Genomic DNA, 24,483 nt, shown 5'->3' on the forward strand with positions numbered 1-24,483 from the left:
GCTGGTGCACCACGCGACGTGCACGGCTGCCAATGTCAGCGATGTCACCGTCACCTAGCATGGTCAGCTTGATGCCGGCCTTCTCGTTCTCCTTGTTCAGCGACACGCGCAGGCCTTCCAGGTCGGTGATGTCGGCCTGTTCGAACTGGGTGACGTGCGGGATCATCGCCCAGTTGCGGGCCAGGTTCGCACCCGAGATCTTCTTGATGCGCGACAGCGGCTGGACTTCGGTCTCGCCGAACTTGCTGAAGTCGACCTTCGGCCACGGCAGCAGGTTCAGGCCACCACCGGCCGCAACAGCAGCACCGCCGGCAGCCGGCACGCCACCGCTGAGTGCGGCCTTGACGAACTTCTGCACGTCACCCTTGGTGATGCGCCCCCCCTTCTCGGTGCCGTTGATCTGCAGCAGGTCCACGCCCAGCTCGCGGGCGAACACACGCACCGCCGGGGTGGCATACGGCACCTTGGCCGGCAGCACGCCCTCGGCGTTGAACTGCACCGGCGGGCTGGACGGGGTGCCGGCCGAGGCGATCTCGCGCGCGGCCAGCTTGTCCGGCTGGGCCGGAACGGCGACCGGCTCGACCTTGGTGGCGGTCTCGGCAGCAGCAGCCTTGCTCGGGGCCGGAGCAGCAGCACCCTCGGCTTCGATGATGGCAACCACGGCACCCTGCGACAGGGTGTCGCCCACCTTGACCTTCAGTTCCTTGACCACGCCGGCCACCGAGGACGGCACTTCCATGGTGGCCTTGTCGCTTTCCAGCGTAACCAGGCCCTGGTCCTTCTTGACCGTATCGCCAACGGCGACCAGCACTTCGATGACCGGGATGTCGGTGTAATCGCCGATGTCCGGCACCAGCGCTTCAACGGCACCGCCGCCGGCAGCCGGACCGGCCGGAGCAGCAGCGGCCGGGGCGGGGGCGCTCTGGGTAGCGGCAGCGGGGGCAGCGGCCTTGGCCGGAGCCGGGGCAGCTGCGGCCGGCTTGGCGGCTCCGTCGTCGGCCACTTCGATCAGCGCCACGACCTTGCCCTCGGACAGGCTGTCGCCCACCTTGACCTTGATTTCCTTGACCACGCCCGCAACCGAAGAAGGCACTTCCATCGTGGCCTTGTCGCTTTCCAGCGTCACCAGGCCCTGGTCTTTCCTGACCGTGTCACCGACGGCGACAAGCACCTCGATTACCGGGATATCGCTGTAGTCACCGATATCGGGGACACGTGCTTCCTTGATTTCGGCCATGGGGATAACTCCGGCAATCTGGTGTAGGGAAACGTCTATTGTGCGGCCAGAGGGGGCCAGCGCCAACCGTTACACGTGTTTTCAGTACGTACGCCGCCGGGAAGCGCCATTGCCACAGGACTGCAGGCACTTCCAGTGGGTGCCGTATTGTCCCGGCGTTGTCCGCTTCATGTCGCCAGCGCGTCAGCCAGCGGCTGCCAGGCCTGGCGCAGGCGCGGCAGGGTCCAGGCGGCATTGGCCGGGCTGGTGGAGGGCAGTGCGAGCAGTGGCGGCGCTGGCGCCAGATCCGGCACAACCCAGCGCTGCAGCGCCTGCCAGGCCACGCCGCCATTGCAGGCGACCAGCCGCAGTTGCGGCAGGCCGGCGATCAGTGCGGGCAGCGCATTGGGCACTTCCGAACCACGCACGATGTCCGCATCCAGGCTGCCGCGCCGCTCGCACTGTCCGATCACATCCCACAGGCCGACACCGGCATCGGCCAGCGCGCGCAACCGCGCCGGATAGGCAAGCGCTGGATCGAAGCCGCAAAGATCACCCAGCAGTGGCCAGAAACGGTTGCGCGGATGCGCGTAGTACTGCTGTTCCTGCAGCGACGCCACGCCCGGCATCGACCCGAGCACAAGCACGCGGCAATCGGCAGCCACCCGCGCCGGCAGGCCGATGCACAACGCATTACCGCTCACGTTTCCTCCAACAGAATGAACGCCAGCCATGCATGAAATCCCTTTAAAACAGCGGTTTCGCTCTGCCCGCTGAACAACGGAAACCAAATTTTAACGCGCGTCGGACTCGATTCATGTTGAGGCGACTACGGTGACATCGCCCCGCAACCGGGGGCCCAAAACAAGAAAGAACAGGAGAAACCCCCATGCGTTCCATCCGTATCCTGAGCCTTGCCCTGCTGACCTCCGCCGCCTTCGCACCGGCTGCTTTCGCGCAGGACAGCAGCAACACCGACACCGCCTCGGGCAAGCATTTTGCCGTGGTGGGTGGCGTCACGCTGCTGCAGCCGAAGAATGATCCCATCGACGGCATCAAGAAGGTCGATGGCGGTCCGGCACCGACCGTCAGCTTCAGCTACTACGTCAATGACAACTGGGCCGTTGAGCTGTGGGGCGCTGCCGACAAGTTCGACCACCGCGTCAAGGGTCCGGGCGATGCCCGCCTGGGCAGCGTAGAGCAGCAGCCGGTCGCACTGAGCGGCCAGTACCACTTCGGCCAGGCCGACAATGTGTTCCGTCCGTTCGTGGGCGTGGGCTACTTCCAGTCGTCCTTCAGCAACGAGAACTTTGCCGGTGCTGATGATATCCGCCTGAAGGATGCCAAGGGTGCCATCGGCACGGTGGGTGTGGACATGAACATCAACTCCACCTGGTTCGCCCGTGCCGATGCCCGTTACATGCACTCGCGCCCGGACCTGAAGGTGGCCGGCCAGAAGGTTGGCGAAGCCAAGCTTGATCCGTGGACCGTGGGCTTCGGCATCGGTGCGCGCTTCTAAGCGCACCGCAGCCTCGCTGTGTTGAAGCGACGGGCCCTGCGGGGCCCGTCGTTGTTTCCGGTAGAGTCAACCGTTGGTCGACTTCCTTATGTAGAGTCGGGCCATGCTCGACTGCCCTTCTGGAAATGCAGCCGAGCATGGCTCGGCTCTACAAAAACCTGACCCGGGGACGCCATGCACGAAGTAGATCTGCTGGTGATCGGCGGCGGCATCAACGGCACCGGTATCGCCCGTGACGCCAGCGGCCGTGGCCTGCGCGTGCTGCTGTGCGAGCAGCACGATCTGGCCGCGCATACCTCCAGCGCCAGCAGCAAGTTGATCCACGGCGGCCTGCGCTACCTCGAACAGCGCGAGTTCGCGCTGGTACGCAAGGCCCTGGGAGAGCGCGAAACCGTGCGCCGGCAGGCCCCCCACCTGGTCCATCCGCTGCGCTTCGTGCTGCCGTGGGAACCGCATCTGCGGCCACGCTGGATGCTGCGCCTGGGCCTGTGGCTGTATGACCATCTGGGCCCGCGCGGCGCGGCCTTCCCCGCCTCGCAGTCCCTGCAGTTGCATGATGATGCGCTGGCCGCGTGGTTGCTGCCGCACCTGCGCCAGGCCTTCAGCTATGCCGATGCGCAGGTGGACGATGCCCGGCTGGTGGTACTCAACGCAGTGGATGCTGCCCAGCGTGGCGCGCGCATCCTTACCGGCACCCGCTGCACCGATCTGCAGCAGGCACCCGCGCACTGGCGGGCAACCCTGCAAGACCGCAACGGCCAGACCCAGCATGTGCAGGCACGGGCCGTGGCGAATGCCGCCGGACCTTGGGCCGGTGGCCTGCTGCAGCAGATGCAGCCGGGTGATGGCTCGTCCGCCCTGCGCCTGGTGCAGGGCAGCCACATCGTGCTGCGCCGGCCCTGGCCCGGCCACAGCGCCTGCCTGCTGCAACAGCCAGACGGCCGCGTGGTGTTCCTGCTGCCGTTCGCCCACGACCATCTGCTGGTGGGCACCACTGATACCGACTACTGCGACGACCCGGCGCGCTGCAGCGTGCTGCCTTCGGAGATCGCGTACCTGTGCGCAGCGGCCAACCGCTATCTGCGCGCGCCGGTCAGCGCAGCCGAGGTGGTCTGGCAGTTCGCCGGCGTGCGCCCGCTGCTGGCAGCCCCCGACCCGCAGGCAGCGAAGTTGAGCCGCGATTACCGGCTGCAGCTGCAGGGCGGCGGCGCGCCGGCCGTGCACGTGCTCGGCGGCAAGCTGACCACCTACCGGGTGCTGGCCGAGGAAGCGCTGGACCTGCTGCGCCCACACCTGCCAGGCATGGGCCTGGCATGGACAGCCCACGGCGATGCCCTGCCCGGCAGCGAGTGGGGCGATGCGGATTCAGCGGGGGCGCGACTGCAGGAGCATGCGCCGTGGCTGCCAGCCGCACTGGCACGGCGCTGGGCCGAAGCCTATGGCAGCCGCAGCGTGGCACTGCTCGACAGCGCGACGACGCTGTCCGATCTGGGCGAAGACTTCGGCGCTGGCCTGCATGCACGCGAAGTTGCGTGGCTGCAGCAGCACGAATGGGCATACAGCGCCGAGGACGTGCTGTGGCGACGCAGCAAGCTTGGCTTGCGGCTGGACGCAGCGCAGGTGGCGCGCCTGCAGGCGTGGATGCAGGGTCGGATCCCTTTCCAACGGAAAGGGCTCTGACCCCGGCGGTGCCACGTGCGCCAACTGCGCCAACCAAGGTTGGCAGCTACCAGAGCGGCCGTGCGCCGCGCGACCGATGCATTACGATCTCCCCATCACCACCGGAGACGCCCATGACGCCCCGCTACGTGCTGGCCATCGACCAGGGCACCACCAGTTCGCGCGCGATCCTGTTTGACCGCAGCGGCAGCATCGTCGGCAGTGCGCAGCGCGAGTTCAGCCAGTTGTTCCCGCAGCCGGGATGGGTGGAACACGATCCGCGCGAGATCCTCGCCAGCGTCTACGCAACGATGACCGAACTACTCAGCCGCGAGCAGATCGACCCACGCCACATTGCCGCACTGGGCATCACCAACCAGCGCGAGACCACCGTGGTCTGGGACCGCGCCACCGGACAGCCGATCCACAACGCCATCGTCTGGCAGTCGCGGCAGAGCCAGGCCATCTGCGAGCAGCTGCGCTGCGATGGCCACGAGGCCCTGATACGCGAGCGGACCGGCCTGCTGATCGACGCCTATTTCTCGGCCACCAAGGTGCGCTGGATCCTCGACCACGTGGAAGGTGCGCAGCAGCGTGCCGAACGGGGCGAACTGCTGTTTGGCACCATCGACAGCTGGCTGGTCTGGAACCTCAGCGGTGGCCAGGCGCACGTGACCGATTACAGCAACGCCGCCCGCACGCTGCTGTTCAACATCCACACCCTGCAGTGGGACGAGGACCTGCTGGCGCTGCTGGACATCCCGCGCGCGATGCTGCCCAGCGTGCGCGATTCCAGCGCGGTGTACGCGCATACACGGCCGCAGTTCTTCTTCGACCACCCGATCCCGATCGCGGGCATTGCCGGTGACCAGCAGGCGGCGTTGTTCGGCCAGGCGTGTTTCCAGCCCGGCATGGTCAAGAACACCTACGGCACCGGTTGTTTCATGCTGATGCACACCGGCACGCAGGCCGTGCGTTCGCGCAACGGCCTGCTGACCACCATCGCCTGGGGCGTGGACGGCCGCGTGGAGTACGCGCTGGAAGGATCGATCTTCATTGCCGGATCGGTAGTGCAGTGGCTGCGCGACGAACTGCGCATGATCGACCGCGCCAGCGACAGCCAAGCCCTGGCCGCGAAGGTGCACGACAGCGGCGGTGCCTACCTGGTGCCCGCCTTTGTCGGCCTGGGCGCGCCTTACTGGCGCAGCGATGTGCGCGGGGCGATGTTCGGCCTGACCCGCGGCACCAGCAAGGCGCATTTCGTCCGTGCCGCGCTGGAGGCGATGGCCTACCAGACCCGCGACGTGCTCGATGCGATGCAATCGGATGCCGGCATTGCCCTGAGCGAGCTGCGCGCCGATGGCGGTGCGATCGGCAATGATTTCCTGGCCGGCTTCCAGGCCGATATCCTCGGCGTGCCGCTGCTGCGGCCACGCCTGACCGAAACCACCGCACTGGGTGCGGCCTACCTGGCCGGGCTGGCGGTAGGGTTCTGGGAAAGCCGCGAACAGATTGCCGCGCAATGGGGCCTGGACCGCCGCTTCGAACCGCAGATGGGCGTGGCGCGGCGCGAGAAGCTGTATGCCGGCTGGCAGCAGGCCGTGGCGGCCACCCTGGCCTTTCACGTCGATTGAAACTGTAGAGCCGAGCCATGCTCGGCTGCTGTTGGCGGCACGCCGTAAAAAAGCAGAGCCGAGCGTGGGCTCGGCTCTACATGGCAACGTGACGGCGCGATGGTCAGAACGCCGGCAGGACCGCGCCCTTGTACTTGGCTTCGATGAAGGTCTTCACCTGCGGGCTGGTCAGGGCCTTGGCCAGCTTCTGCACGCGGGCGTCGTCCTTGTTGTCCGGGCGCGCGACCAGGAAGTTCACGTATGGCGAGTCCTTGCTCTCGATCGCCAGCGCATCCTGGGTCGGGTTCAGGCCGGCATCCAGCGCGTAGTTGGTGTTGATCAGGGCCAGGTCGACCTGGTCCAGCACGCGCGGCAGCATGGCCGAATCCAGCTCGCGGAACGTCAGCTTCTTCGGGTTGGATACGATGTCGCGCTGGGTCGACAGCGCGTTGCTCGGGTCCTTCAGTTCGATCACCCCGGCCTTGTCCAGCAGGATCAGCGCGCGGCTGTTGTTGCTCGGATCATTGGGGATGACCACGTCGGCACCTTCGCGCAGGTCGGCCAGCGCCTTGACCTTGCGCGAGTAGGCACCGAAGGGCTCGATGTGCACGCCGATCACCTTGGTCAGATCAGTCTTGCGGTCGCGGTTGTAGGCATCCAGATAAGGCTCGGTCTGGAAGTAGTTCGCGTCTACCTGCTTCTGCACCAGCTGGTCGTTGGGCTGCACGTAGTCGTTGAACACGCGCACGTCCAGGTCCACGCCTTCCTGCTTGAGGATTGGCTTGACCACCTCCAGGATCTCCGCATGCGGCACAGCGGTGGCGGCCACCACCAGCTTCTGCGAAGGCTCGCCGGACCTGCCGCAGGCGGTCAGGGCCAGCGCAGCGGCGAACAGGGGCAGCAACAGGGTCTTCTTCATGGGGGCAACAGGTCTCTCGGGGGGGAGGATCAGGATTTTTCGTAGTTGGTCAGGGCCAGGTCCAGCAACGCCTTGGCCTGCTCGCGCAGCATCACCGGCTCGACGATCTCGGCATCGGAGCCGTAATGCAGCACGTCCATCAGCAGCTCGCGCGAGACGCTGTAGGGCACCTTCAGTTCGTAGCGGCCATCGGCCAGGAAACGGCCCTGCTGCTTGGAATGCCAGTGCTCATCGGCCACCCAGCGCGCGGCCTTGGCACTGAACAGGATGGTCGCCCAACCCTTGGGCGGGCCGGAGAAAATGCCGTAGCTGGCACCCAACTGTTCATCCAGCTCGCTGTCGGCGACATCGCGGGCGCTGTTGTCGACCACCCTCGCCTTGTGCACGCGGTCCACGGCAAAGCTGCGCAGCGCTTCGCGGTCATGGTCCCAGGCATCCAGGTACCAGTTGTCGCGGTAATGGGTCAGGCGCTGCGGCGACACCGTGCGCCGGGTCGACTCATCGGTGGAGCGGGCGCGGTACTCGAAGGCCAGCTGCTTTCGTTCCAGCACGGCCGAGGCGACGGTGCGGAAGCTGCCTTCGTCGAACTTGCGGCCACGGTGCGGGATGACCCGCACCCGGTCCACCGGCCAGTTGGAGACGCCGGCCTGCGCCGCCAGCAGGCTTTCGATGCGCTGCTGCAGCGGTGCCAGCACCGACGACAGCACGCCGCCGCCGGTGCGCGCCAACAGGTGCTGCGAGGCCAGCAGCGCGTGCAGCTCCTCCGAGCTGAGCCACAGGCCGGGCAGCTCGAAGCGGTCGCTTTCGTCAGCCTGGTAACGGAAGCCGGCCTCGCCGTCGCCCTCGATCGGGGCCATCAGCGCGTCGCGCAGGAAGGCCAGATCGCGGTAGACGGTGGCACGGGAACAACCGAGCTTGTCCTGCAGGGTCGCCACCGTCACCGGATAGCGTGCGGACTTGAGCAGACGATGCAGGGCGGTGATGCGTTCGTATCGGTCCATGCCCCCGATTATGTCCGAGTCGCGGGCGTTGTGCGGGGGCTTTGGGCTATCGTGGGCGCCCCCATGCCCCATGGAGCGCCCGATGCGCCGCCTGACCGCCCTGCTTTCGATGGCCCCCCTGCTGTCCTGCCTGCTGCTGGCGGCCTGCGACCGGTCCCCTGCCCCGGCCACCACGCAGGGCCCGGCATCGGCAATCGATCCGGCTGAAGCCGTGCGCTCGGCCAGCCAGCGGCTGGCCGAGGTGCGCAGTTTCCATGCCGAACTGGACGTGGAGGGGGCTGCCCTGGCGGTGCGCAGCAGCATGGACTTCGTGGCCCCCGACCGCTTCCGCCTGCAGACGGCCTCCGGGCCGCAGACGATCATTGGCGACACCATGTTCCTTCAGTCCGCTGGCGCAACCCGCCAAGTGCCGACGCCTGCGGGTTTGCTGGATCAATGGAGGCGGCCACTGACCGGGGATGTACCCTCCGTCCCGATGAAGGCCGAGGATCTGGGCCGGCAGCCGCTGGACGGGGTCGACACCCGCCACTACCGCCTGCTGGGTGCGGCCGGCGAACGCTTGGAATACTGGGTGGATGCGCAGGGCCTTCCGCGGCAGATCGTGCGCATCGGCAGCAACCACGGTCGCCCTTACCAGCTGCGTCTTCGCTACTCACGCCTCAATGACCCCTCGCTGCGCATCGACCGCCCCTGAATGGGCCCCGGTGGCAACGCCTGCTGAAGCGGCACTCCAGCGCCGTTCTGATGGTCATGATGCTTCCAGTATCATCACCGGTTGTTAACCGCTTCGGAGAGCCCTCGATGTCCCTGCGCGTGTCCCTGCTTGTGCCCCTGCTGCTGTGCGCACCCTTGGCCTATGCCCAGGATGCCTCCGAACTGGCGGCGATGACCTCGCCGTGGAGTGGCAGTGGCGGCGAACTGGGCTTTGCCGCGGCCAGCGGCAACAGCAGCACCGAGAGCTTCAATGGCGCCCTGCGCCTGCGTTATACCGATGGCGACTGGGTGCACACCATGGACCTGTTCGGCCTGCGCTCCAGCTCCAAGGTGACCGAGACAAACGATGACGGCACCACCACCCGCCGCGACAACACCACGGCCAACCGCTATACCGGCGCCGCCGGCAGCGCGCTGCAGCTGGGCGAACACCGCCAGCTGTTCGCCAAGGTGCGTACCGAGCGCGATGACTTCGCCACCTACGACCGCCGCAGTTCGTTCGGCATGGGCTACGGCACGCGCCTGATCAACACCGAGAAGTTCTCCTTCGATGCCCTGCTCGGCCCGGGTGTCAGCCGCACCCACAGCACCGAGGACGACCGCACCCGCACGGGCCTGATCGGCCAGGGACAGTTCGACCTGAAGTATGCGATCACCGCCAATACCGACCTGGTCAACACCCTGCTGGTCGAATCGGGCTCGTACAACACCTTCGGCCAGAACGATTTCGGCGTGTCGGTGAGCATGAACGAGCACCTGGCCCTGAAGGCCGGCTGGCAGGCCCGTTACAACAGCGACGTGGCCGACGACAAGCGCAGAACCGATACGCTGACCACGATGAACGTGGTCTACAAGTTCAAATGAGAAGCGGGCGCCTCAGGCGCCCGTCTTCTTTTGTAGAGTCGAGCCATGCTCGACTGCTGTTGGCCCTGTAGTCGAGCATGGCTCGACTCTACAACGGCGGGGTCGAGCAAGCTCGACTCTACGGAGACGCAGTTCAAACGTTCAGCAGTTCGCCCGCGCCCGCATCCAGCAGCATCTTCGCCACCTGCTGGCCCAATGCTTCCGGGTCACTGGCCGGGCCCACCGCGTCGGCGCGTACCGCGCGACCATCACCGGCATTGCCCACCATGCCCTGCAGGTGCAGGTCCTGGCCCTGCCACTGCGCAATGGCGGCCACCGGCACATGGCAGCTGCCATGCAGCGCGCGGTTCATCGCCCGCTCCGCCTCCACGCAGGCGCGCGTGCCGGCATCATCCAGGCCAGCGAACAGCGCCATCAGCCGGGCATTGCCACCATCGCATTCCACCGCTACCGCGCCCTGCGCCGGCGCCGGCAGCCACTGCGGCGGCTGCAGGCGGGCGACGATGCGATCACCCAGGCCCAATCGTTCCAGCCCGGCCACGGCCAGCACGATGGCGTCGTAGCCACCGTTGTCCAGCTTGGCCAGGCGCGTGTTGACGTTGCCGCGCAGGTCCAGCAGTTGCAGGTCCGGGCGCAGTGCGCGCAGCTGGGCCTGGCGGCGCAGCGAGGACGTGCCCACGCGCGCACCGATGGGCAGCGCTTCCAGTGAGGCGTACAGGTTGGACACGAAGCCATCGGCCGGGTCGTGGCGGGTCAACATGGCCGGCAGCGCGAACGGCGCATCCAGTTCCATCGGCACATCCTTCAGCGAATGCACCGCGCAGTCGGCATCGCCGCGCAGCATGGCCAGCTCCAGTTCCTTCAGGAACAGACCCTTTCCACCGATGGCGGCCAGCGAACGGTCGAGCACCTCATCGCCGCGGGTGCTCATCGGCACCAGTTCCACGTGCAGGCCGGGATGGTGCTGGCGCAGGCGGTCGGCGACGTGTTCGCTCTGCCAGAGGGCGAGCGGGCTCTTGCGGGTGGCGATGCGGACGGTTTCCATCCGGGCATTATCGCGCCTATCGGCGGGATACGGCCAACGGCGGAGCCCCTCGTGGCGGGTGCGGGTTGCGGTTGGAAGGCGTGCTTGGCCGGGCGGGGTGGGTTCGCGGGGGACGCCGTGAATCCGTCCCTGGAGGCTTGGCCGCGGCATCCATGCCGCGGACACCCCCGCGAACCCACCCCACCCGGCCTCTGACAGTTTCCGTGCGCACCAGCCACGGAAGATCAAAAGAAAAGCAGAGCAACAGCGGGTCGCTTCGCTCTGAGTCGAGCATGGCTCGACTCTACATTTCCCTCCCCACCCGATAACAACAATGCTCTGCTCTCGCCATCCGACGCAGGAAAAACGAGAGGTTTGGGCCGGGGTGGGGTGGCGGGACCGCAGGCGCCATGGGCCCGAGGCATGCCTCGGGCGGGTTGGGCAGGACGCCCAACCCCGGCCCGACCCAGCACGTAGCATCAACGAGCCGACCAACCAGCTGTTGCTGTTGCTGTTGCTTCAGACGTTGCCCGTAAGCAGTCGCGGCCGCCGGCCGCGCGGAACCCTACAGATGCCGCAGTTCCTGCTTCAGCGTCGCCACGCACCGCCGGCTCACTTCCAGCGGCTGCTTGCCATGCCGCAGCACCGCCTGCACCTGCCCGCCCACGCCGCGCCGCAGTTCCACCAGCTCATGCCGGGCCACCAGGCAGTTGCGATGGATGCGCACGAAGCGGCTGGCGAATTCCTCCTCCAGCGACTTCAGCGATTCTTCAATCAGGTCTTCGCCGCGCGCGTGGTGCACCACCACGTACTTTTCTTCGGCCTGCAGGTAGTGGATATCGTCCAGCGGAATCAGCCGCAGGCTGCCGCGCAGGCGTGCACACACCATGCTGCGGGCCTGGCCGCCGCTGGCGGGCTCGGGCTGGCCACCGCGGCCGGCCAGGAACGTACGTGCGCGCGTGATCGCCGCTGCAAGGCGCTCGGCACGCACCGGCTTCATCAGGTAATCGATCGCCGCCGCTTCGAATGCCGACAACGCATGTGCATCGTAGGCCGTGCAGAACACCACCGCCGGGCGCGGTTCGAAGCTGGCCAGGTGACGCGCCGCTTCCAGGCCATCCAGGCCGGGCATGGCGATATCCAGCAGCACCAGGTCGGGCTGCAGTTCCGCACACGCGTGCAGGGCCTGTTCGCCGTTGCCGGCCTCGGCCACCACATCGATGCCCTCCTGCGCGGCCAGCAGGCTGCGCAGGCGCTCACGGGCCAGCGGTTCGTCATCGGCGATGACTACCCTCACGATCGTTCCCTCACTGGATCGGCACTGTCACCTGACAGGCATAGTAGCCTTCGCTCCAGCCAGCCGTCATCCGCGCGGCGCGGCCAAAGCGCCACGCCAGGCGGTGGCCGATGCTGTGCTGCGCATGGCCTGCGCCCCGGGCGAGGGCCAGGCCCGGGGCCTGTGGATCCGGGGCCGGATTGCGAACTGTGATCTGCAGCTCATTGTTCCTGCAGGCCAGCAGCAACTCGATGGTGCCGCCTTCGGGCAGGCGAGAAATACCGTGCAGCACCGCGTTTTCCACCAGCGGCTGCAGCACCAGACGCGGCAGCGGCAGATCCCAGGGCAGCGGTTCGTCGCGCTGCCAGCGCACCTGCAGGCGCTCGCCCAGGCGCAGCGATTCAATCGAGAGGTAGCGCTCGGCCAGCTCACACTCGGCCTGCAGGGTGGAATCGCCCTCGCCTGCCCCGAGTGCGGCACGGAACAGATCGGACAGATCCAGTACGGCGCGTTCGGCCACTGCCGGATCACGATGCAGCAGGCTGGCGATCAGGTTCATGCTGTTGAACAGGAAATGCGGGCGGATGCGCGCCTGCAGCGCGTCGGCCTGGGCCCGTGCGTTGGCCTGTATCTGCGCCGCCCAGCGGTCACTGACGTAGAAGTAGCGCAGCGCCAGTGCGGTGATCAGCGCGGTGGTTGCAGCGCTGCCCAGGGTGAAACGCCAGAAACTGATGCCGCGGGTGAAATTGTCACCCAGTACTGCATACAAGGCATGGACGACACCGGCACAGGCCACTGCAATCAGCGCCGACAGTGCGATGGCCAGCACCGCGCCCAACACCTCGGGCAGCGTCGACAGCGCCCGCCGCAGCAGGCACAGGCAGGCGCTGACTGCCAGCGAGAGCCAGAGCGCGAAGCCGCTGGCCGACACCAGCTCGCCCAGTGTCCAGTGGCGGCTGCCATCGGGCGCCAGGGCCAGCACCACCACCACCAGCTCCGCCAGGCCAAGCATCGCCAGCACGCGCGGCAGGCAGCACAGTTCCGGCATCCACGGCGGGCTGGCGGCGCTGGCAGCCATGGCTCAGGCCGCGCCCAGCCGTTCCTGCAGCCAGTCGCCCAGCGCCTGGATTTCCTCGGCACACACCTGGTGCGCCATCGGGTAGCGCTGCCACTGCAGCGACAGGCCCAGCGTACGCAGCACCTGCGCACTGTGCTCGGCCACCGCCAGCGGGATGACCGGGTCGCCACTGCCATGGGCCATGAACACCGGCACGTCGACCGCGCCGTCGACGCGACGGGCGGCTTCGGCATCGGGCAGGTAGGTGGACAGCGCGATCAGGCCGGCCAGCGGCGCGGTGCGTTCCAGCGCAGCGCTGAGGATGACCGCCCCGCCCTGCGAGAAACCGGCCAGGAAGATGTGGTCAGCGGCGATGCCGCGCTCGATTTCGCGTGCGATGAGCACATCGAGCTGGGCCACCGATTCGCGCACGCCGGCCATGTCGGCGCGCGAGCGGAAATCCATGCCGACGATGTCGTACCAGCCGCGCATCGGCACGCCGTTGTTGATCGTGATCGGCCGCACCGGTGCGTGCGGGAATACGAAGCGCAGCGCCGGCCAGTGCGGACGCACCAGCTCGGGCACGATGGGCGCGAAATCATGGCCATCAGCCCCCAGGCCATGCAACCAGATCACCGACCATTGCGGCGACGCGCCGGTTTCCTGTTCCACCGTTTGCAGCATGATGCGGCTCCTTCAAGTTCGAGCCGCATTATGCCGCCGCTGCGGGGCGTTCAGTACAGCGGCGGCTGCTCGGCCGCCTCGCGGCGCAGTTCGGCGGCCCGTACCAGCACTGCTGGCGGCGTATTTTCCTCGGGGATGTCCAGCAGCCCCAGCCGGTGCAGGAACGCGCCGGGCCCACGCGAGGAGGTCAGCGCCACCACCGGGATGGCCAGCACCATGCCGATCACCACCGGCGCCATCCAGGCCGCCAGCGACGGTGATACCGACCACGCCAGCACGCCCATGAAGGCACCAAACAGGCCTAGGCCGCCGTAGCTGCGGGTCAAGGCCCTCCAGGAAATGCCACCGTCGTCGCGCTGCTGCGCATCCCAGCCCGAATCGCGGCCGGACAGCACTTCGGCCACGCCACGCGACTGCACGTACATCACCACCGGCGCCATCAATGCCGCCAGCACGGTTTCCACCAGCATCGACACGAAGGCACGGATGGCACCGCCACAACCGCGGCGATCCACCGGGTCCAGCAGCATGGCCAGATAACCCAGCACCTTGGGCAACAGCAGCACGACCATGGTGGCACCGAACAGGCGCACCACCTGTTCCTCGTCCTGTGCGCGCCAGTACACGCTGGGAGACAGATGCAGCAGCGCGTTGAAATCGATGCCTTCCTGGAACAACGGGATGGCGATGCCGATCAGCATCAACATGCCCCACATCGGCGCGGTGAAATAGTGGCCGATGCCGATGAGCATGTGCACGCGGCTGATCCAGTGCAGGCCACGGCTGCCGACCACCTTCCCGTGCTGCAGGTTGCCCTGGCACCAGCGGCGGTCGCGCACCAGCAGGTCGGTCAGGGTCGGCGGGCCTTCCTCGTAGCTGCCACCCAGGTACGGCACCATGTGTGCGGCCCAACCGCCACGACGCATCAGTGCAGCTTCGACGAAATCGTGGCTGAGCACATGCCCACCGAACGGCTTGCGCCCCGGCAATGCGGGCAGGCCGGCCTGGTCGGCAAAGGCGCGGGTGCGGATGATCGCGTTGTGGCCCCAGTAGTTGCTCTCGGCGCCATGCCACCAGGCCACGCCACGGGCGATCACCGGCCCGTACACGCGCCCCCCGAACTGTTGCATGCGGGCAAACAGCGTGCGGCCACCGATCACCGACGGCAGGGTCTGGATGAGGCCGACATCGGCGTTGTGTTCCATGCCGGCCACCAGGCGCACGATGCTGTCGCCGGTCATCAGACTGTCGGCGTCCAGGATCAGCATCTGCGGATAGGCGCCACCGAAGCGGCGCACCCAGTCGGCGATGTTGCCGGCCTTGCGCCCACCGTTGTCGCTGCGGCGGCGATAGAACAGGCGCACGTTGCCATCGGGCACCAGCCCGCGCAGTTCATTGAAGACCTGCTCCTCGGCACGCGCGATGTCCTCGCGGCGGGTATCGCTGAGAACGAAGAAATCGAAGCGTTCCAGCTGCCCGGTAGCGGCCACCGACTCGTAGATCGCGCGCAGGCCGGCCAGCAGGCGGCGCGGGTCTTCATTGTACGTAGGCATCAGCAGCGCGGTACGGCTGTGTACCACCGGCAGCGGCTTGTCCGGGTCGATGCCCAGGCGGTAGCCACGGTCGAACACGGCGGTCAGGAAGCCGGCCACGGCACTGGCGAAGGACAATGCGATCCAGGCGAACAGGCCGACGAACAGCACCAGCAGGCAGGCTTCGAGCACGCTGATGCCGTTGGTGGACAGCACCCGCCACATCATCCTCGTGGCCAAGGCCGTCATGGCGGCGGTACCACCAAAGAGGTACAGGCGGCGCAGCACGATCATGCGCGGCGAGGTGCGGTGACGACGGACCTTCAGCGAGCCTTCGCGCAGCGTCTGCTCGGGCATCTGCAGGGGCGATTCGGGCGGCAACAGCGCCCAGCCGGCGTCCAGGTCCGGATTGCCCGGACCCACGTTGGAGGTGATTTGAGCTTCCATCGCGTCTACTCCGCCCAGGCTGCGCAACTGGCCATCCTTGCCAGGCGGCATGCACCAGGGTTCCCCGCGCGCATTCCCGGCGCCCGCACTTGTCCTGCCTGCGACGGCATCACGCCGCGCAGTCGATGTCTGTCACTACCGGAACCCACACGATCTCCAACGGGGCGGAATCGAAAATGCGGTTCAGTCTAGGGTGCCAAATGTAAGCCGGGTGCGAAAGTCCACGCCCGGAAATTCCCCCATTCAGCTGAAAGCGGGAGATGGCGGGCTCGAGCATGCCGTGCCGACGCAGGTGGGGCGGAAACTGGATCGTGGAAAATGATAACAATTCGTAATTGGCAGACCCGGCAGCCGCCAATCTTGGCTGGCGATCCGCATCCCGTGCAGAAGCGTGCCGACCAAGGTTGGCACCTACCACGTCAAAACCGTCCTTGGCCCCGCCCGGGCTGCGGTAGACGCCAACCTCGGTTGGCGCCCGTCAGGGCAAGGTCGTCTCAGGTGCCGCCGGATCGCGGCTGGCGGCCGCGCGCGCGCGGTCCATCGCCACCGCCAGTTGCTGGCGGGCGAGCAGTTGTTGGGCCTGCACCACTTCGGGTGTCGGCAGAAGCACCGGGCCGGGTGCGTTTTCCGGTGTAACAGGTGTGGTCATGCAACCTCCGTGGACGTCCCGCAGGCGCCAGGGCCAAGGCCCCCGCGACAGCGGAACTGCGCACCCTATCCTAAAAAGAAGGCGGGTGGGTGACGGTGCGGCGCTCAGGCGCAAGGGCTTGACTGGCTCGGTGTCACATATTCGATGCCGCAGACTGGCTACCTGAATGCGTCATATTTATCATGAAAACGTTTTCCCGCAGGGATATCCCCATTCATGAACGCAGTCGACCTCAATCAGTACAGCCCCAAGTGGCAGTTCCGCTTCAACTTCTTCCAGCAGCACGGCGCGCCCAAGGAGCCGGGTTTCAGGCAGGCCTGGAAGGCGCTTTCCTTCGGCGACCGCCTGAAGATCAACATCAACTTCTTCGCCTTCTTCTTCAACTGGGTCTATCTGCTGATCCTGGGCATGTGGCGCAAGGCCATCGTGGTCGTTGGCATCTACGTCGCGTTGATCGCGCTGGCCTTCGTGCTGCCGGAAATCGTGGTCCGGGCACTATGGTTCGCCACCAGCTTCCTGGTCGCCTCCAGCACCAACTACAGCTACTACCAGGAAAAAGTGAAGGGCAACACCCGCTGGAACCCCTTCGAAGGCATGTTCTAAGCCGCCGCCAACGCCGGGCACCCGCCCGGCAGGCTGCACCGACGACGCCCGGCTCCGGCCAGGCGCCGTCGTTTCCATCATCAGGCGGCGCGCAGCGTGGCGGCCGCCGGAACCTCAGGTTGCAGGCGGAAGCGCGACACCGCCACCGCCAGCTGCTCGGCCTGGTCTTCCATCGCCCGTGCCGCAGCCGTGGCCTCTTCCACCAGCGCCGCGTTCTGCTGCGTGGTTTCGTCCATCTGCACCACGGTCTGGTTGACCTGCTCGATGCCGGCCGACTGTTCGCGCGAGGCCGCCGAGATCTCGGCCATGATCTCGTTCACCCGGCCGACCTGGCCGACGATGTCCTGCATGGTTCGGCCGGCAGCGTGCACCAGCTGCGCACCGGCACCGACCTGGGCCACCGAGGCGTCGATCAGCCCCTTGATCTCCTTGGCTGCACCAGCCGAGCGCTGGGCCAGTGCGCGCACTTCGCTGGCCACCACGGCAAAGCCCCGGCCCTGTTCACCCGCACGCGCCGCTTCGACCGCCGCGTTGAGCGCCAGGATGTTGGTCTGGAACGCGATGCCGTCGATGACCGAGATGATCTCGGCGATGCGCTGCGAGGAATCCTCGATCTGTTCCATGGTCTGCACCACCTGTCTGACCACCTGCCCGCCCTCGCTGGCCACGCCCGCCGCCGACGCCGCCAAGCTGTTGGCCTGCTGTGCATGTTCAGCGTTCTGGCGCACGGTGGAGGTCAGTTCCTCCATCGATGCCGCGGTTTCTTCCAGGTTGGCGGCCTGCTGTTCGGTGCGGCGCGACAGATCGCTGTTGCCCGAGGCGATCTCGCCGGCAGCCAGGCGGATACTCGCCGCCGACTGCTGGATCTGGCCGACGATCCGGGTCAGCTGCTGCACCGTGCTGTTGGCATCGTCACGCATCACCGCGAACACGCCATGGAAATCACCGTGCATGCGCGTGCTCAGGTCACCGGCAGCGATCGCGCGCAGCAGCGTGGACAGCGCGGCGAGGTTCTGGTCGCTCGCCTGCATCATGGTGTTGAGGGTTTCCACCATGCGGCGGAAATCGTGCTCGAAGCGCTGGCTGTCGCCACGCACAGCGAAGTCGCCCGCGGCCGCTGCAGCCGCCAGCTGCTGGATCTGTTCGTTGATGGCGCCCAGGTTGGCCTTGGTGGTGGCCATCGCAGCGGTGAACACCGCCTTCTCGCCCGGCAGCGCCTCCATGTCCATGCTGAGGTCGCCCACGGCGTAGCGCTGCATCACGTCCACCAGGCGCTGGGTAACCGCATTGCTGGACGCCACCAGCTGGTTGCTGTCGGCCACCATGCGGCCGTACTCGCCGGGGAAGGCGCTGGCATCCATGCGGTAGCTGATCTGGCCTTCGTCATGGCGCTGCGCCATCTCCGCCTGCGCGGCCATCACCGCCTGCAGCGTGCCACGCATGCCCTGCATCGCCTCCAGCAGGCGCCCCACCTCGTCGTTGCCGCGCGCCGGCATGGCCGTGTCCAGCCTGCCGGCCGCCACGTCGCCGGCGATGCGCACGGCTTGGGCGAGCGGACGGATGGCCAGGCGGCGCAGCAGCACGTAGACACCCGCGCTCAGGGTCAGCGCAGCCAGCACGCCCACCAGCAGGGTCAGCCACAGCAACTGCCGCGCCTCGGCCACGATCACCGCATGCGGCACCACCACGCCCAGCGCGAAATGCTGCGGGGCATCGCCCACCTGCAGCGGCACGTACAGGCGCACGTTGCCGGCCGCATCCGGTTCGAACGCCTCGAAGGTCCGGCCCTCGGCAATCTGCGCCAGCATCTTCTGCGTGCCAGCATCGGTGCGCGGCTTGCCGATCTCGGCCGCATCGGCCGCCGCCAGCACCACGCCCTTGGGCGAGAGCAGTTCGACCCGGCCAGCGCCCATCGGGGTCAGCGTGGCCAGGTGCTTCTGCAGCGCCGCCAGCGAGAAGTCCACGGTGAACACGCCCAGGAACGTGCCGTTTTCCACGATCGGCGTGGTGAGCGTGCTCATCAGGACCTGGTGGCCGCCGATGGCATAGGAATAGGGTTCACTGACCTTGGGCAGCTTGTCGCGGCTGGGCGCCATGTACCAGTCGCCGGAGCCACTGGGGGTATCGGTGTAATCGGTCAGCGGCGACTGCTGCGGCTTGCCCTCCTGCCAGGCCCAGTAGCTCATGAAGCGACCGGTGGCGTCATGCGCTTCGGTGTTGACGAAGTCCGCATCCTTGCCATCGAAGGCGTTGGGTTCCCACATGGTGCTCTTGCCCACCCATTCCGGGTGGGCATGCAGCTGTTCGCCGATGATGGCGGCCAACGCAGCACGGTCGGGCGCATCGCCGCGGGCGCGCTGGGCCAGCACGGCTTCGGCCATGGCGTCGTTGCTGGCGAAGGCCGTGCCCAGATCGGCGGCGACCTTGCGCGCCTCGGCGTTGGCCTCACTGGCCATGGCCTGGCGCGAGGCGCTGACCAGGCTGGCGCTGGCCTGGCGGTAGATCAGGAAGGCGGTCACGCCGAAGCAGAGCAGCGCGATCAATGCGGTGCCCAGCATCAGCTTGTGGGCGATGCTGCCCGGGCGACGGGCAGCGGCAGAGCGGGGAGAAGGCATGGGGAGGATCCGCAGTCAGTTCAGGACAACCGGCACCACGACGGCGCCGCGCAGATGCGCGATCCCTCGCGCCGCCGCCTGCCGGCCGCGGATCGAAACCCACGGTGGCAAGGCACGTACCGGGTTAGCGGCAACGCGCAGGGGCGGTTGAGGAAAAGTTCGAAGTGGAACCTGAATCTGGTCAGATTGGCGGGTGGCGTCGGGCTTGCTCGACGCTACGAATCCACGCGGTCGCTCAGCCACTGCATCCGCGGCAGCACTTCGATGCTGCCCGCGGCGTACTGCTGCAGTACGCCCTCCGGCCCGAAGCGGGGCTGCCAGCCAAGCGCCAGGCACAGCCGGCTGCTGTCGTACACACGGTCAACGCTCAATGGCAGCGGCCAGCCGCGCCGTTCGAACTCGGCCAGCAGCTGTGGCACCCGCCGCACCAGCACCTGCCGCGGGTTGGCCGCCAGTTCCAGGCAGTCGCTGCGCTGGAAAGGCGTGGCCGCACAGGCGATGTAGCGCTGGAAGCAGCCACCGTCATCCATCAACAGCGCCGCATGGGCACTGGCCACGTCTCGCGCGTCGATGCCGCGATGCAGGCGGAACATCGCCATGCGCTCAGGCGGCTCGGGGAAGCAGCGCGCCATGCGCAGCACCCGCACGTCGAAGCCCTCGCCCGCGGCCTGCTCAGCCAGCGCTTCGGCCTGCAGCTTGGTGCGGTGGTAGATGGTGCGCGGCAGCGGTTCGGTGGTTTCATCGATCCAGCGGCAACCACCGGACACCACGGCATGACCGTACAGTGCCGTGGTGCTGGTCAGCACGAAGCGGCGGACACCGGCCTGCTGGGCCAGCTGCAGCATCTGCGCGGTTGCGTCGACATTGATCTGCTGGAATACCGCATCAGGCACCAGGCCGACATGCGGCGCATGCAGGGCGGCGGTGTGGATCACCGCGTCCACACCCCGCAGCGCGCGCTCCAGCGCCTGGCGGTCGGTGACATCGGCAATGATGCGGGTGGTGTTGAACGGGCTGCGGTCCAGCCCCACCACGTCGTGCTCGGCAGCCAGCGCACCAAAGATCGCGCGCCCGATCCGCCCGGAACTTCCGGTCAACAGGATCTTCATTGAATCCATTCACTCGACAGCGCCCGGGAGCTACCGGGATGACCCGATTCTAGACACGGGCCAAGGTTCGGCAACAGCCTGTTCACGTACGCAGTCCGGTCGGGGCGTCAAGCGCGCGCATGGCCAGCGTGAAAGCAGCGGTGGGGACATGCACCTGCCATTAGCCCTGCGTGTGCAGGATGGAGGCGGTCGTCGAAGCTGGCGGCGTCCCTTCCGCACAGGAGACACAGCATGGCCAATACACCCCAAGGCTCACAGAATCGCGGCTTCGCCTCGATGGATGAAGACAAGCAACGCGCCATCGCCGCCAAGGGCGGCCGCGCGGCCCACGCATCTGGCAATGCGCATGAATTCAGTCCCGCCGAGGCACGCGTCGCCGGCCGCAAGGGCGGCCAGGCGATCAGCCGCAACCGCCAGCACATGGCAGCGATCGGCCGCGAGGGCGGGCATGCACGGCATGCCAACGCACAGCGCCAGCAGCAGTTGCAGGACGAACCGCAGCCACCTGCCATGCCGGCCTCGCCCTATCCCCAGCAGGGATGATCGTCAGGAAGGCTGGGCATCCGCCCGGCCCAATAACGACAAGGCCCCGCCAATGGCGGGGCCCTGCACTGCAGCGGTCACTCAGCCGAAGCTGGGATCATGCCGCCTTCATCGCATGCTTGCGGTCGCGCATCACGCGGTGGCAATCCTGCACTTCCGGCAGCCACGCGGTCACTTCCTGGCGCACGGCCGGCGGCAGGTCATTATCGTTCAGCACGTCCTTGAACGCGGCCAGCAGGCGGTCTTCCGATTCTTCCAGCTCGGCCACATAGCCGTAGTTGGTATCACCGAAGGCAGCGCGCACCTTGCCGTAGAACTGCTGCATGGAGCCAACCATGGTGCCGTGTTCGGCCGGCTTGCCGCCGGTGGCGAGGACGGCGCTGCTCAGCGAGGAAACAATGCGCGCCTTGACGCCGGCGATGCGCACGAACAGCGCGGACAGCTCGGTGTCCTTCACCTTGGTCGCGGCTTCTTCGTAGAACGACTTGCCGTCGCGGGCGATCTCGATCAGGTCGTTGAGGCGATGTTCGATGGTGGACTGGGTGCTCATGATGGTTCTCCTTGATCGGGTCTGCGGGATGAGGGCAGCGGTGTGTCCGTTGCCTGCAGGACCAGAGTGGAGAAGCACGTGTGGGGTGCGGGTGAGTGGTGTTTTATGCAGGAATCACTCTGTCGAATGGATGCTGACTGTTCACGCCGCCTTGCGTGGTATTCACGCGGAAAGAACGTCCCGCCAATGCTCAGGATTCCAGCAATGTGTCCTGCGCAGAAGCGAATTTCGACAACGAGGAAGATTCGACAGGCAGCCCGTTTGCCAGGCACCATTCCACAAAATCGGCCAACGGCACGGTCACCCGCACTGCGCCGATACCATTCACTCTGGTGAGCCACAGGTGGCGCTCAACATCCTTCTGCCACTCAGCAAACGTATCGTGCCAGTCACGATCAGGCAGGAGCGCCTTGAAGCTGGCGTACTCTTCCTGCCGGAACCACGCAAACGCAAGATACGGTGCGTCATCCTCGCGAGGGGGAGGAAGCGGTACGAGGGCGGGACGACGGTGTCTCATGGCTCCATGGCCTCAGTTTGGCGTGCCTGAAGTATCCGATGGTAGCCCCACGTTTTGGCCAATGGTCAGACGATGGAAGAGAGATGTCGATTTCCGCCCTCATCATTCGTCGGACCAGGAAAGGCAGGCCCTTCGGCCTGCAGGAGCACCACCATGCGCCCCACCATCACCGCCTTCGCCACCTCTCCCGACCGCGGCCAGGGTCTGGCGCGCGACATGCGCGTGCGTTGGGCACTGGAAGAACTCGGCGTCGCCTACGACGTACAGCTGCTGACCTTCGCCGGGATGAAGGAACCCGCGCACCGCGCGCGTCATCCGTTCGGGCAGATTCCTACCTATGAGGAAGCCGATCTGGTGTTGTTCGAGTCCGGCGCGATCATCCTGCACCTGGCCGAGCAGCATCCGGGCCTGCTGCCGGCCGATGCGCCGGGCCGCCTGCACGCCATCATGTGGATGTTCGCTGCGCTGAGCACGGTGGAACCGCCCATCGTCGAACGCTCCATGGCCTGGGTGGTGTAGCGCGATCAGCCCTGGTACGCGCAGCGGCTGGTGATGCTGGACGAGCGCGTGCGCCGGCGGCTGGATGAATTGTCGACACGGCTGGGCGACGGCCCCTGGCTGGACGGTGCGTTCAGTGCCGGTGACCTGCTGATGGTGTCGGTGCTGCTGCGCCTGAAGAGCAGCGGCATCGTCGACGAGTTCCCGCTGCTGGCCGCCTACGTGGCGCGGGCGACGGCACGGCCGGCCTACCAGCGCGCGTTTGCCGCGCAGCTGGCCGTGTTCCAGAACGCCTGATTCCTTTGTTTCGCGCTGGCCTCAGCGCAACGGATCGGCTGCTACGCCTTCGTGGGTGATCTGCACCGGCAGGATGTGCCCCTGCGCATCGAACTGCAGGCGCTCGATGGCGGTCTCGCGATGGTCGCGGGCGCTGTCACCGTGCGGGCGGCGGTGGTAGACGATGTACCGGCGGTCAGTGCCGGGCACCTGGATGACCGAGTTGTGGCCCGCGCTGGTGGCGATGGTTTCATCCTGCGCAGAAGTGGAACGCAGGCCTCAGGCTTTCTTGATGACGGTGCGCTTGCCGATGGTGCTGGTCTTGCCAGCAGTCGGCTTGGCCAGGCCGGGAATCAGGAAATCGGTGGCCTTGTGGCCCTTGGACACCTTGGCCGCCAGCCAGCGCGGCATGCGCCCACGGCCGGTCCAGGTCAGGCGCTTGTATTCCGGATCGCGGTATTTGGGTGCGACCTTTCCGGATTTACGTCGGGCGGGTTTGCGCGTGGGTGCGGGGGCTTCACCGGCTTCGTCACCGAAGAGTTCTCCGATGGTGTAACCGGCCTCGGCCGCAGCGGCCTTCAGCAGGCGGCGCACGGCGGCGGCCGGGCGGCGGGTGGTGATGAGGGCTTTGCGCTGTTCAGCCGCAGCCACCAGAGCGCCCAGCTCCCGGAGGCTGAGCGATTCGATATTGATAGTCATGGTGGGAAAGGTCTACTGCGGCAGGCTGGGTGTCAAGTTTTCTTTACCGGTGCAGAACATTTCCAGCGAATCTCTACGCTCTGCAGCCATTCCGGCTTGGGTCCTCCGGAGCGACCTGCACGAGACAATGTTGCAACCTTTTTTGAAAATTTTCATTTTCGTAATTTCAACGAAATGGCACGGCTTTCAGGGTATCTCGTTTCAGTGCGTTATCGCAGGTGAAGGCTGATGATCTCCGGAGTACTTACTGAAGAGCAGCATCTCCACGCGCTGCGCCTGCATCGGCGGAAGGCCGCAAAGGTGCTGGTAGGCGGGCTGCTGGGTTGCGCCGTTGTCGGCCTTGCCGCGCTCGCCGTGGGCCATCACTTCCCCGGCCTGGTCTTGGTTGGCGGCAGCCTCTGCGGATTGGTCGGTGCATTCGTCCAGTCCAGGCTGGCGCTGCCACGACAGATCGCCAAGATCCACCGTCAGCAGGCGAGCCTGCACGCGCACCACACCTATAGCTGGGACGACGAATGGCCCAGCGTTGCATCTGAGCATGTGCAGGCCAAACGACGGTGGTCGGATTACATCAGGCTGCGGGAAAGTGATGAGCTGCTGCTTCTCTACCATTCCGACATCATGTTCTAGCAGGCTGCTGAAATACCTCTCAGCTCGTAGACTACTTGAGTCGGAACATCACCCCTTCCAATGCGCGGCGTAGACGTCTTCAGCGAACAGTTGTTCACGGTCAAGCGGCTGGAGGAATTCATTCCGGTCAGCCACCCATTGCGTCCCGTTCGCCAGATGGTCAATGAGGCGCTTGGGCGTTTGGATGGGCTGTTCGAGCGCATCTACGAGCCGGCCTGGAAAGGCGGGCGTCCGAGCATTGCACCGGAGAAGTTGGCGCGGGCGATGTT

At 66.6% G+C, this 24,483-nt stretch carries 24 protein-coding genes and 2 pseudogenes; 10 read left to right on the top strand and 16 right to left on the bottom strand.

The features are described 5' to 3' along the window. Both ACQKDV_RS09080 and ACQKDV_RS09085 read right to left on the bottom strand, forming a co-directional pair. On the bottom strand, nucleotides 1–1,237 hold a 1,237-nt coding region (locus ACQKDV_RS09080), incomplete at its 3' end, for a biotin/lipoyl-containing protein (protein ID WP_427783432.1). Between the two features lie 167 nt (nucleotides 1,238–1,404). Further along, the gene (locus tag ACQKDV_RS09085) at nucleotides 1,405–1,920 is read right to left on the bottom strand and encodes a DNA-deoxyinosine glycosylase (RefSeq protein ID WP_427783433.1); all 516 of its coding nucleotides are present in this window, start codon (nucleotides 1,918–1,920) and stop codon (nucleotides 1,405–1,407) included. A gap of 185 nt (nucleotides 1,921–2,105) precedes the next feature. On the opposite strand from ACQKDV_RS09085, the gene ACQKDV_RS09090 reads away from it, so the two are divergent. The 3 genes from ACQKDV_RS09090 (at nucleotide 2,106) to glpK (ending at nucleotide 6,028) form a co-directional block, all read left to right on the top strand. Further along, nucleotides 2,106–2,735, top strand: coding sequence for an OmpW/AlkL family protein (locus ACQKDV_RS09090; RefSeq protein ID WP_427783434.1), 630 nt, complete (start codon nucleotides 2,106–2,108; stop codon nucleotides 2,733–2,735). Between the two features lie 174 nt (nucleotides 2,736–2,909). Further along, nucleotides 2,910–4,415 (top strand): glycerol-3-phosphate dehydrogenase, encoded by a 1,506-nt coding sequence (gene glpD, locus ACQKDV_RS09095; RefSeq protein WP_427783435.1) that lies wholly within the window; start codon nucleotides 2,910–2,912, stop codon nucleotides 4,413–4,415. Between the two features lie 113 nt (nucleotides 4,416–4,528). Continuing rightward, nucleotides 4,529–6,028 (top strand): glycerol kinase GlpK, encoded by a 1,500-nt coding sequence (glpK, locus tag ACQKDV_RS09100; RefSeq protein ID WP_427783436.1) that lies wholly within the window; start codon nucleotides 4,529–4,531, stop codon nucleotides 6,026–6,028. A gap of 103 nt (nucleotides 6,029–6,131) precedes the next feature. Here glpK and ACQKDV_RS09105 read toward each other — a convergent pair whose 3' ends face one another. Next, the gene (locus ACQKDV_RS09105) at nucleotides 6,132–6,926 is read right to left on the bottom strand and encodes a MetQ/NlpA family ABC transporter substrate-binding protein (RefSeq protein ID WP_427783437.1); all 795 of its coding nucleotides are present in this window, start codon (nucleotides 6,924–6,926) and stop codon (nucleotides 6,132–6,134) included. 29 nt (nucleotides 6,927–6,955) lie between these two features. Further along, nucleotides 6,956–7,927, bottom strand: coding sequence for a helix-turn-helix transcriptional regulator (locus ACQKDV_RS09110; protein WP_427783438.1), 972 nt, complete (start codon nucleotides 7,925–7,927; stop codon nucleotides 6,956–6,958). Between the two features lie 82 nt (nucleotides 7,928–8,009). On the opposite strand from ACQKDV_RS09110, the gene ACQKDV_RS09115 reads away from it, so the two are divergent. After that, complete coding sequence (locus ACQKDV_RS09115; RefSeq protein WP_427783439.1) at nucleotides 8,010–8,621, top strand: LolA family protein; 612 nt, start codon at nucleotides 8,010–8,012, stop codon at nucleotides 8,619–8,621. 107 nt (nucleotides 8,622–8,728) lie between these two features. After that, nucleotides 8,729–9,505 carry a DUF481 domain-containing protein gene (locus ACQKDV_RS09120; protein WP_427783440.1) on the top strand — a complete coding sequence of 259 codons (777 nt, stop codon included), beginning with the start codon at nucleotides 8,729–8,731 and terminating at the stop codon, nucleotides 9,503–9,505. 133 nt (nucleotides 9,506–9,638) lie between these two features. Here the strand turns inward: ACQKDV_RS09120 and hemC are convergent, their stop codons facing one another. From hemC to ACQKDV_RS09150, 6 genes are all read right to left on the bottom strand, one after another. Beyond that, nucleotides 9,639–10,550, bottom strand: a complete 912-nt coding sequence (hemC, locus tag ACQKDV_RS09125; protein ID WP_427783441.1) for a hydroxymethylbilane synthase — start codon at nucleotides 10,548–10,550, stop codon at nucleotides 9,639–9,641. A gap of 544 nt (nucleotides 10,551–11,094) precedes the next feature. Next, nucleotides 11,095–11,826 carry a LytR/AlgR family response regulator transcription factor gene (locus tag ACQKDV_RS09130; RefSeq protein ID WP_427783442.1) on the bottom strand — a complete coding sequence of 244 codons (732 nt, stop codon included), beginning with the start codon at nucleotides 11,824–11,826 and terminating at the stop codon, nucleotides 11,095–11,097. 10 nt (nucleotides 11,827–11,836) lie between these two features. After that, complete coding sequence (locus ACQKDV_RS09135; protein ID WP_427783454.1) at nucleotides 11,837–12,853, bottom strand: sensor histidine kinase; 1,017 nt, start codon at nucleotides 12,851–12,853, stop codon at nucleotides 11,837–11,839. A gap of 33 nt (nucleotides 12,854–12,886) precedes the next feature. Next, a complete protein-coding gene (locus tag ACQKDV_RS09140; RefSeq protein ID WP_427783443.1) occupies nucleotides 12,887–13,546 on the bottom strand; it encodes an alpha/beta hydrolase in 660 nt (219 codons plus the stop codon). 50 nt (nucleotides 13,547–13,596) lie between these two features. Then, entirely contained in the window at nucleotides 13,597–15,525 is a 1,929-nt protein-coding gene (gene mdoH, locus ACQKDV_RS09145; RefSeq protein ID WP_427783444.1) for a glucans biosynthesis glucosyltransferase MdoH, read from the bottom strand. A 478-nt stretch (nucleotides 15,526–16,003) separates the two neighbouring features. Further along, entirely contained in the window at nucleotides 16,004–16,174 is a 171-nt protein-coding gene (locus ACQKDV_RS09150) for a hypothetical protein (RefSeq protein ID WP_427783445.1), read from the bottom strand. A gap of 216 nt (nucleotides 16,175–16,390) precedes the next feature. Between ACQKDV_RS09150 and ACQKDV_RS09155 the strand changes: the two genes are divergently transcribed. Beyond that, nucleotides 16,391–16,777, top strand: a complete 387-nt coding sequence (locus ACQKDV_RS09155) for a DUF2628 domain-containing protein (RefSeq protein ID WP_427783446.1) — start codon at nucleotides 16,391–16,393, stop codon at nucleotides 16,775–16,777. Between the two features lie 80 nt (nucleotides 16,778–16,857). On the opposite strand, the gene ACQKDV_RS09160 is transcribed toward ACQKDV_RS09155, so the two are convergent. Continuing rightward, nucleotides 16,858–19,392 carry a methyl-accepting chemotaxis protein gene (locus ACQKDV_RS09160; RefSeq protein ID WP_427783447.1) on the bottom strand — a complete coding sequence of 845 codons (2,535 nt, stop codon included), beginning with the start codon at nucleotides 19,390–19,392 and terminating at the stop codon, nucleotides 16,858–16,860. A gap of 215 nt (nucleotides 19,393–19,607) precedes the next feature. Then, the gene (locus ACQKDV_RS09165) at nucleotides 19,608–20,501 is read right to left on the bottom strand and encodes an NAD-dependent epimerase/dehydratase family protein (protein WP_427783448.1); all 894 of its coding nucleotides are present in this window, start codon (nucleotides 20,499–20,501) and stop codon (nucleotides 19,608–19,610) included. Nucleotides 20,502–20,732: 231 nt separating this feature from the next. Between ACQKDV_RS09165 and ACQKDV_RS09170 the strand changes: the two genes are divergently transcribed. Further along, entirely contained in the window at nucleotides 20,733–21,044 is a 312-nt protein-coding gene (locus ACQKDV_RS09170) for a KGG domain-containing protein (protein ID WP_427783449.1), read from the top strand. Between the two features lie 97 nt (nucleotides 21,045–21,141). On the opposite strand, the gene ACQKDV_RS09175 is transcribed toward ACQKDV_RS09170, so the two are convergent. Beyond that, nucleotides 21,142–21,594 (bottom strand): PA2169 family four-helix-bundle protein, encoded by a 453-nt coding sequence (locus ACQKDV_RS09175; RefSeq protein ID WP_427783450.1) that lies wholly within the window; start codon nucleotides 21,592–21,594, stop codon nucleotides 21,142–21,144. 190 nt (nucleotides 21,595–21,784) lie between these two features. Beyond that, entirely contained in the window at nucleotides 21,785–22,111 is a 327-nt protein-coding gene (locus ACQKDV_RS09180) for a hypothetical protein (RefSeq protein WP_427783451.1), read from the bottom strand. 153 nt (nucleotides 22,112–22,264) lie between these two features. On the opposite strand from ACQKDV_RS09180, the pseudogene ACQKDV_RS09185 reads away from it, so the two are divergent. After that, nucleotides 22,265–22,906, top strand: a pseudogene (locus ACQKDV_RS09185) (glutathione S-transferase family protein). 21 nt (nucleotides 22,907–22,927) lie between these two features. On the opposite strand, the gene ACQKDV_RS09190 reads toward ACQKDV_RS09185, so the two are convergent. Then, entirely contained in the window at nucleotides 22,928–23,161 is a 234-nt protein-coding gene (locus tag ACQKDV_RS09190) for a family 43 glycosylhydrolase (RefSeq protein ID WP_427783455.1), read from the bottom strand. A gap of 3 nt (nucleotides 23,162–23,164) precedes the next feature. Next, nucleotides 23,165–23,584, bottom strand: a complete 420-nt coding sequence (locus ACQKDV_RS09195; RefSeq protein ID WP_427783452.1) for an H-NS family nucleoid-associated regulatory protein — start codon at nucleotides 23,582–23,584, stop codon at nucleotides 23,165–23,167. Between the two features lie 228 nt (nucleotides 23,585–23,812). On the opposite strand from ACQKDV_RS09195, the gene ACQKDV_RS09200 reads away from it, so the two are divergent. Both ACQKDV_RS09200 and ACQKDV_RS09205 read left to right on the top strand, forming a co-directional pair. Then, nucleotides 23,813–24,214: a YcxB family protein gene (locus tag ACQKDV_RS09200; RefSeq protein WP_427783453.1), complete on the top strand. Its 402-nt coding sequence runs from the start codon at nucleotides 23,813–23,815 to the stop codon at nucleotides 24,212–24,214. A gap of 60 nt (nucleotides 24,215–24,274) precedes the next feature. Beyond that, nucleotides 24,275–24,483 (top strand): annotated as a pseudogene (locus tag ACQKDV_RS09205) (IS5/IS1182 family transposase); the annotation flags it as partial.

This window comes from Stenotrophomonas sp. NPDC077659, assembly GCF_050268705.1.
Taxonomy (GTDB): domain Bacteria; phylum Pseudomonadota; class Gammaproteobacteria; order Xanthomonadales; family Xanthomonadaceae; genus Stenotrophomonas.

Excerpts from the sequence above, each read along its gene's own strand:
- glpD (WP_427783435.1), top strand. The coding sequence starts at position 2,910 with ATGCACGAAGTAGATCTGCTGGTGATCGGCGGCGGCATCAACGGCACC.
- ACQKDV_RS09135 (WP_427783454.1), bottom strand. The coding sequence starts at position 12,853 with ATGCCGGAACTGTGCTGCCTGCCGCGCGTGCTGGCGATGCTTGGCCTG.
- ACQKDV_RS09120 (WP_427783440.1), top strand. The coding sequence starts at position 8,729 with ATGTCCCTGCGCGTGTCCCTGCTTGTGCCCCTGCTGCTGTGCGCACCC.
- ACQKDV_RS09170 (WP_427783449.1), top strand. The coding sequence starts at position 20,733 with ATGGCCAATACACCCCAAGGCTCACAGAATCGCGGCTTCGCCTCGATG.
- ACQKDV_RS09175 (WP_427783450.1), bottom strand. The coding sequence starts at position 21,594 with ATGAGCACCCAGTCCACCATCGAACATCGCCTCAACGACCTGATCGAG.
- mdoH (WP_427783444.1), bottom strand. The coding sequence starts at position 15,525 with ATGGAAGCTCAAATCACCTCCAACGTGGGTCCGGGCAATCCGGACCTG.
- ACQKDV_RS09115 (WP_427783439.1), top strand. The coding sequence starts at position 8,010 with ATGCGCCGCCTGACCGCCCTGCTTTCGATGGCCCCCCTGCTGTCCTGC.
- ACQKDV_RS09090 (WP_427783434.1), top strand. The coding sequence starts at position 2,106 with ATGCGTTCCATCCGTATCCTGAGCCTTGCCCTGCTGACCTCCGCCGCC.
- ACQKDV_RS09105 (WP_427783437.1), bottom strand. The coding sequence starts at position 6,926 with ATGAAGAAGACCCTGTTGCTGCCCCTGTTCGCCGCTGCGCTGGCCCTG.
- ACQKDV_RS09150 (WP_427783445.1), bottom strand. The coding sequence starts at position 16,174 with ATGACCACACCTGTTACACCGGAAAACGCACCCGGCCCGGTGCTTCTG.
- ACQKDV_RS09110 (WP_427783438.1), bottom strand. The coding sequence starts at position 7,927 with ATGGACCGATACGAACGCATCACCGCCCTGCATCGTCTGCTCAAGTCC.
- ACQKDV_RS09180 (WP_427783451.1), bottom strand. The coding sequence starts at position 22,111 with ATGAGACACCGTCGTCCCGCCCTCGTACCGCTTCCTCCCCCTCGCGAG.
- ACQKDV_RS09160 (WP_427783447.1), bottom strand. The coding sequence starts at position 19,392 with ATGCCTTCTCCCCGCTCTGCCGCTGCCCGTCGCCCGGGCAGCATCGCC.
- glpK (WP_427783436.1), top strand. The coding sequence starts at position 4,529 with ATGACGCCCCGCTACGTGCTGGCCATCGACCAGGGCACCACCAGTTCG.
- ACQKDV_RS09165 (WP_427783448.1), bottom strand. The coding sequence starts at position 20,501 with ATGAAGATCCTGTTGACCGGAAGTTCCGGGCGGATCGGGCGCGCGATC.
- hemC (WP_427783441.1), bottom strand. The coding sequence starts at position 10,550 with ATGGAAACCGTCCGCATCGCCACCCGCAAGAGCCCGCTCGCCCTCTGG.
- ACQKDV_RS09195 (WP_427783452.1), bottom strand. The coding sequence starts at position 23,584 with ATGACTATCAATATCGAATCGCTCAGCCTCCGGGAGCTGGGCGCTCTG.
- ACQKDV_RS09140 (WP_427783443.1), bottom strand. The coding sequence starts at position 13,546 with ATGCTGCAAACGGTGGAACAGGAAACCGGCGCGTCGCCGCAATGGTCG.
- ACQKDV_RS09200 (WP_427783453.1), top strand. The coding sequence starts at position 23,813 with ATGATCTCCGGAGTACTTACTGAAGAGCAGCATCTCCACGCGCTGCGC.
- ACQKDV_RS09155 (WP_427783446.1), top strand. The coding sequence starts at position 16,391 with ATGAACGCAGTCGACCTCAATCAGTACAGCCCCAAGTGGCAGTTCCGC.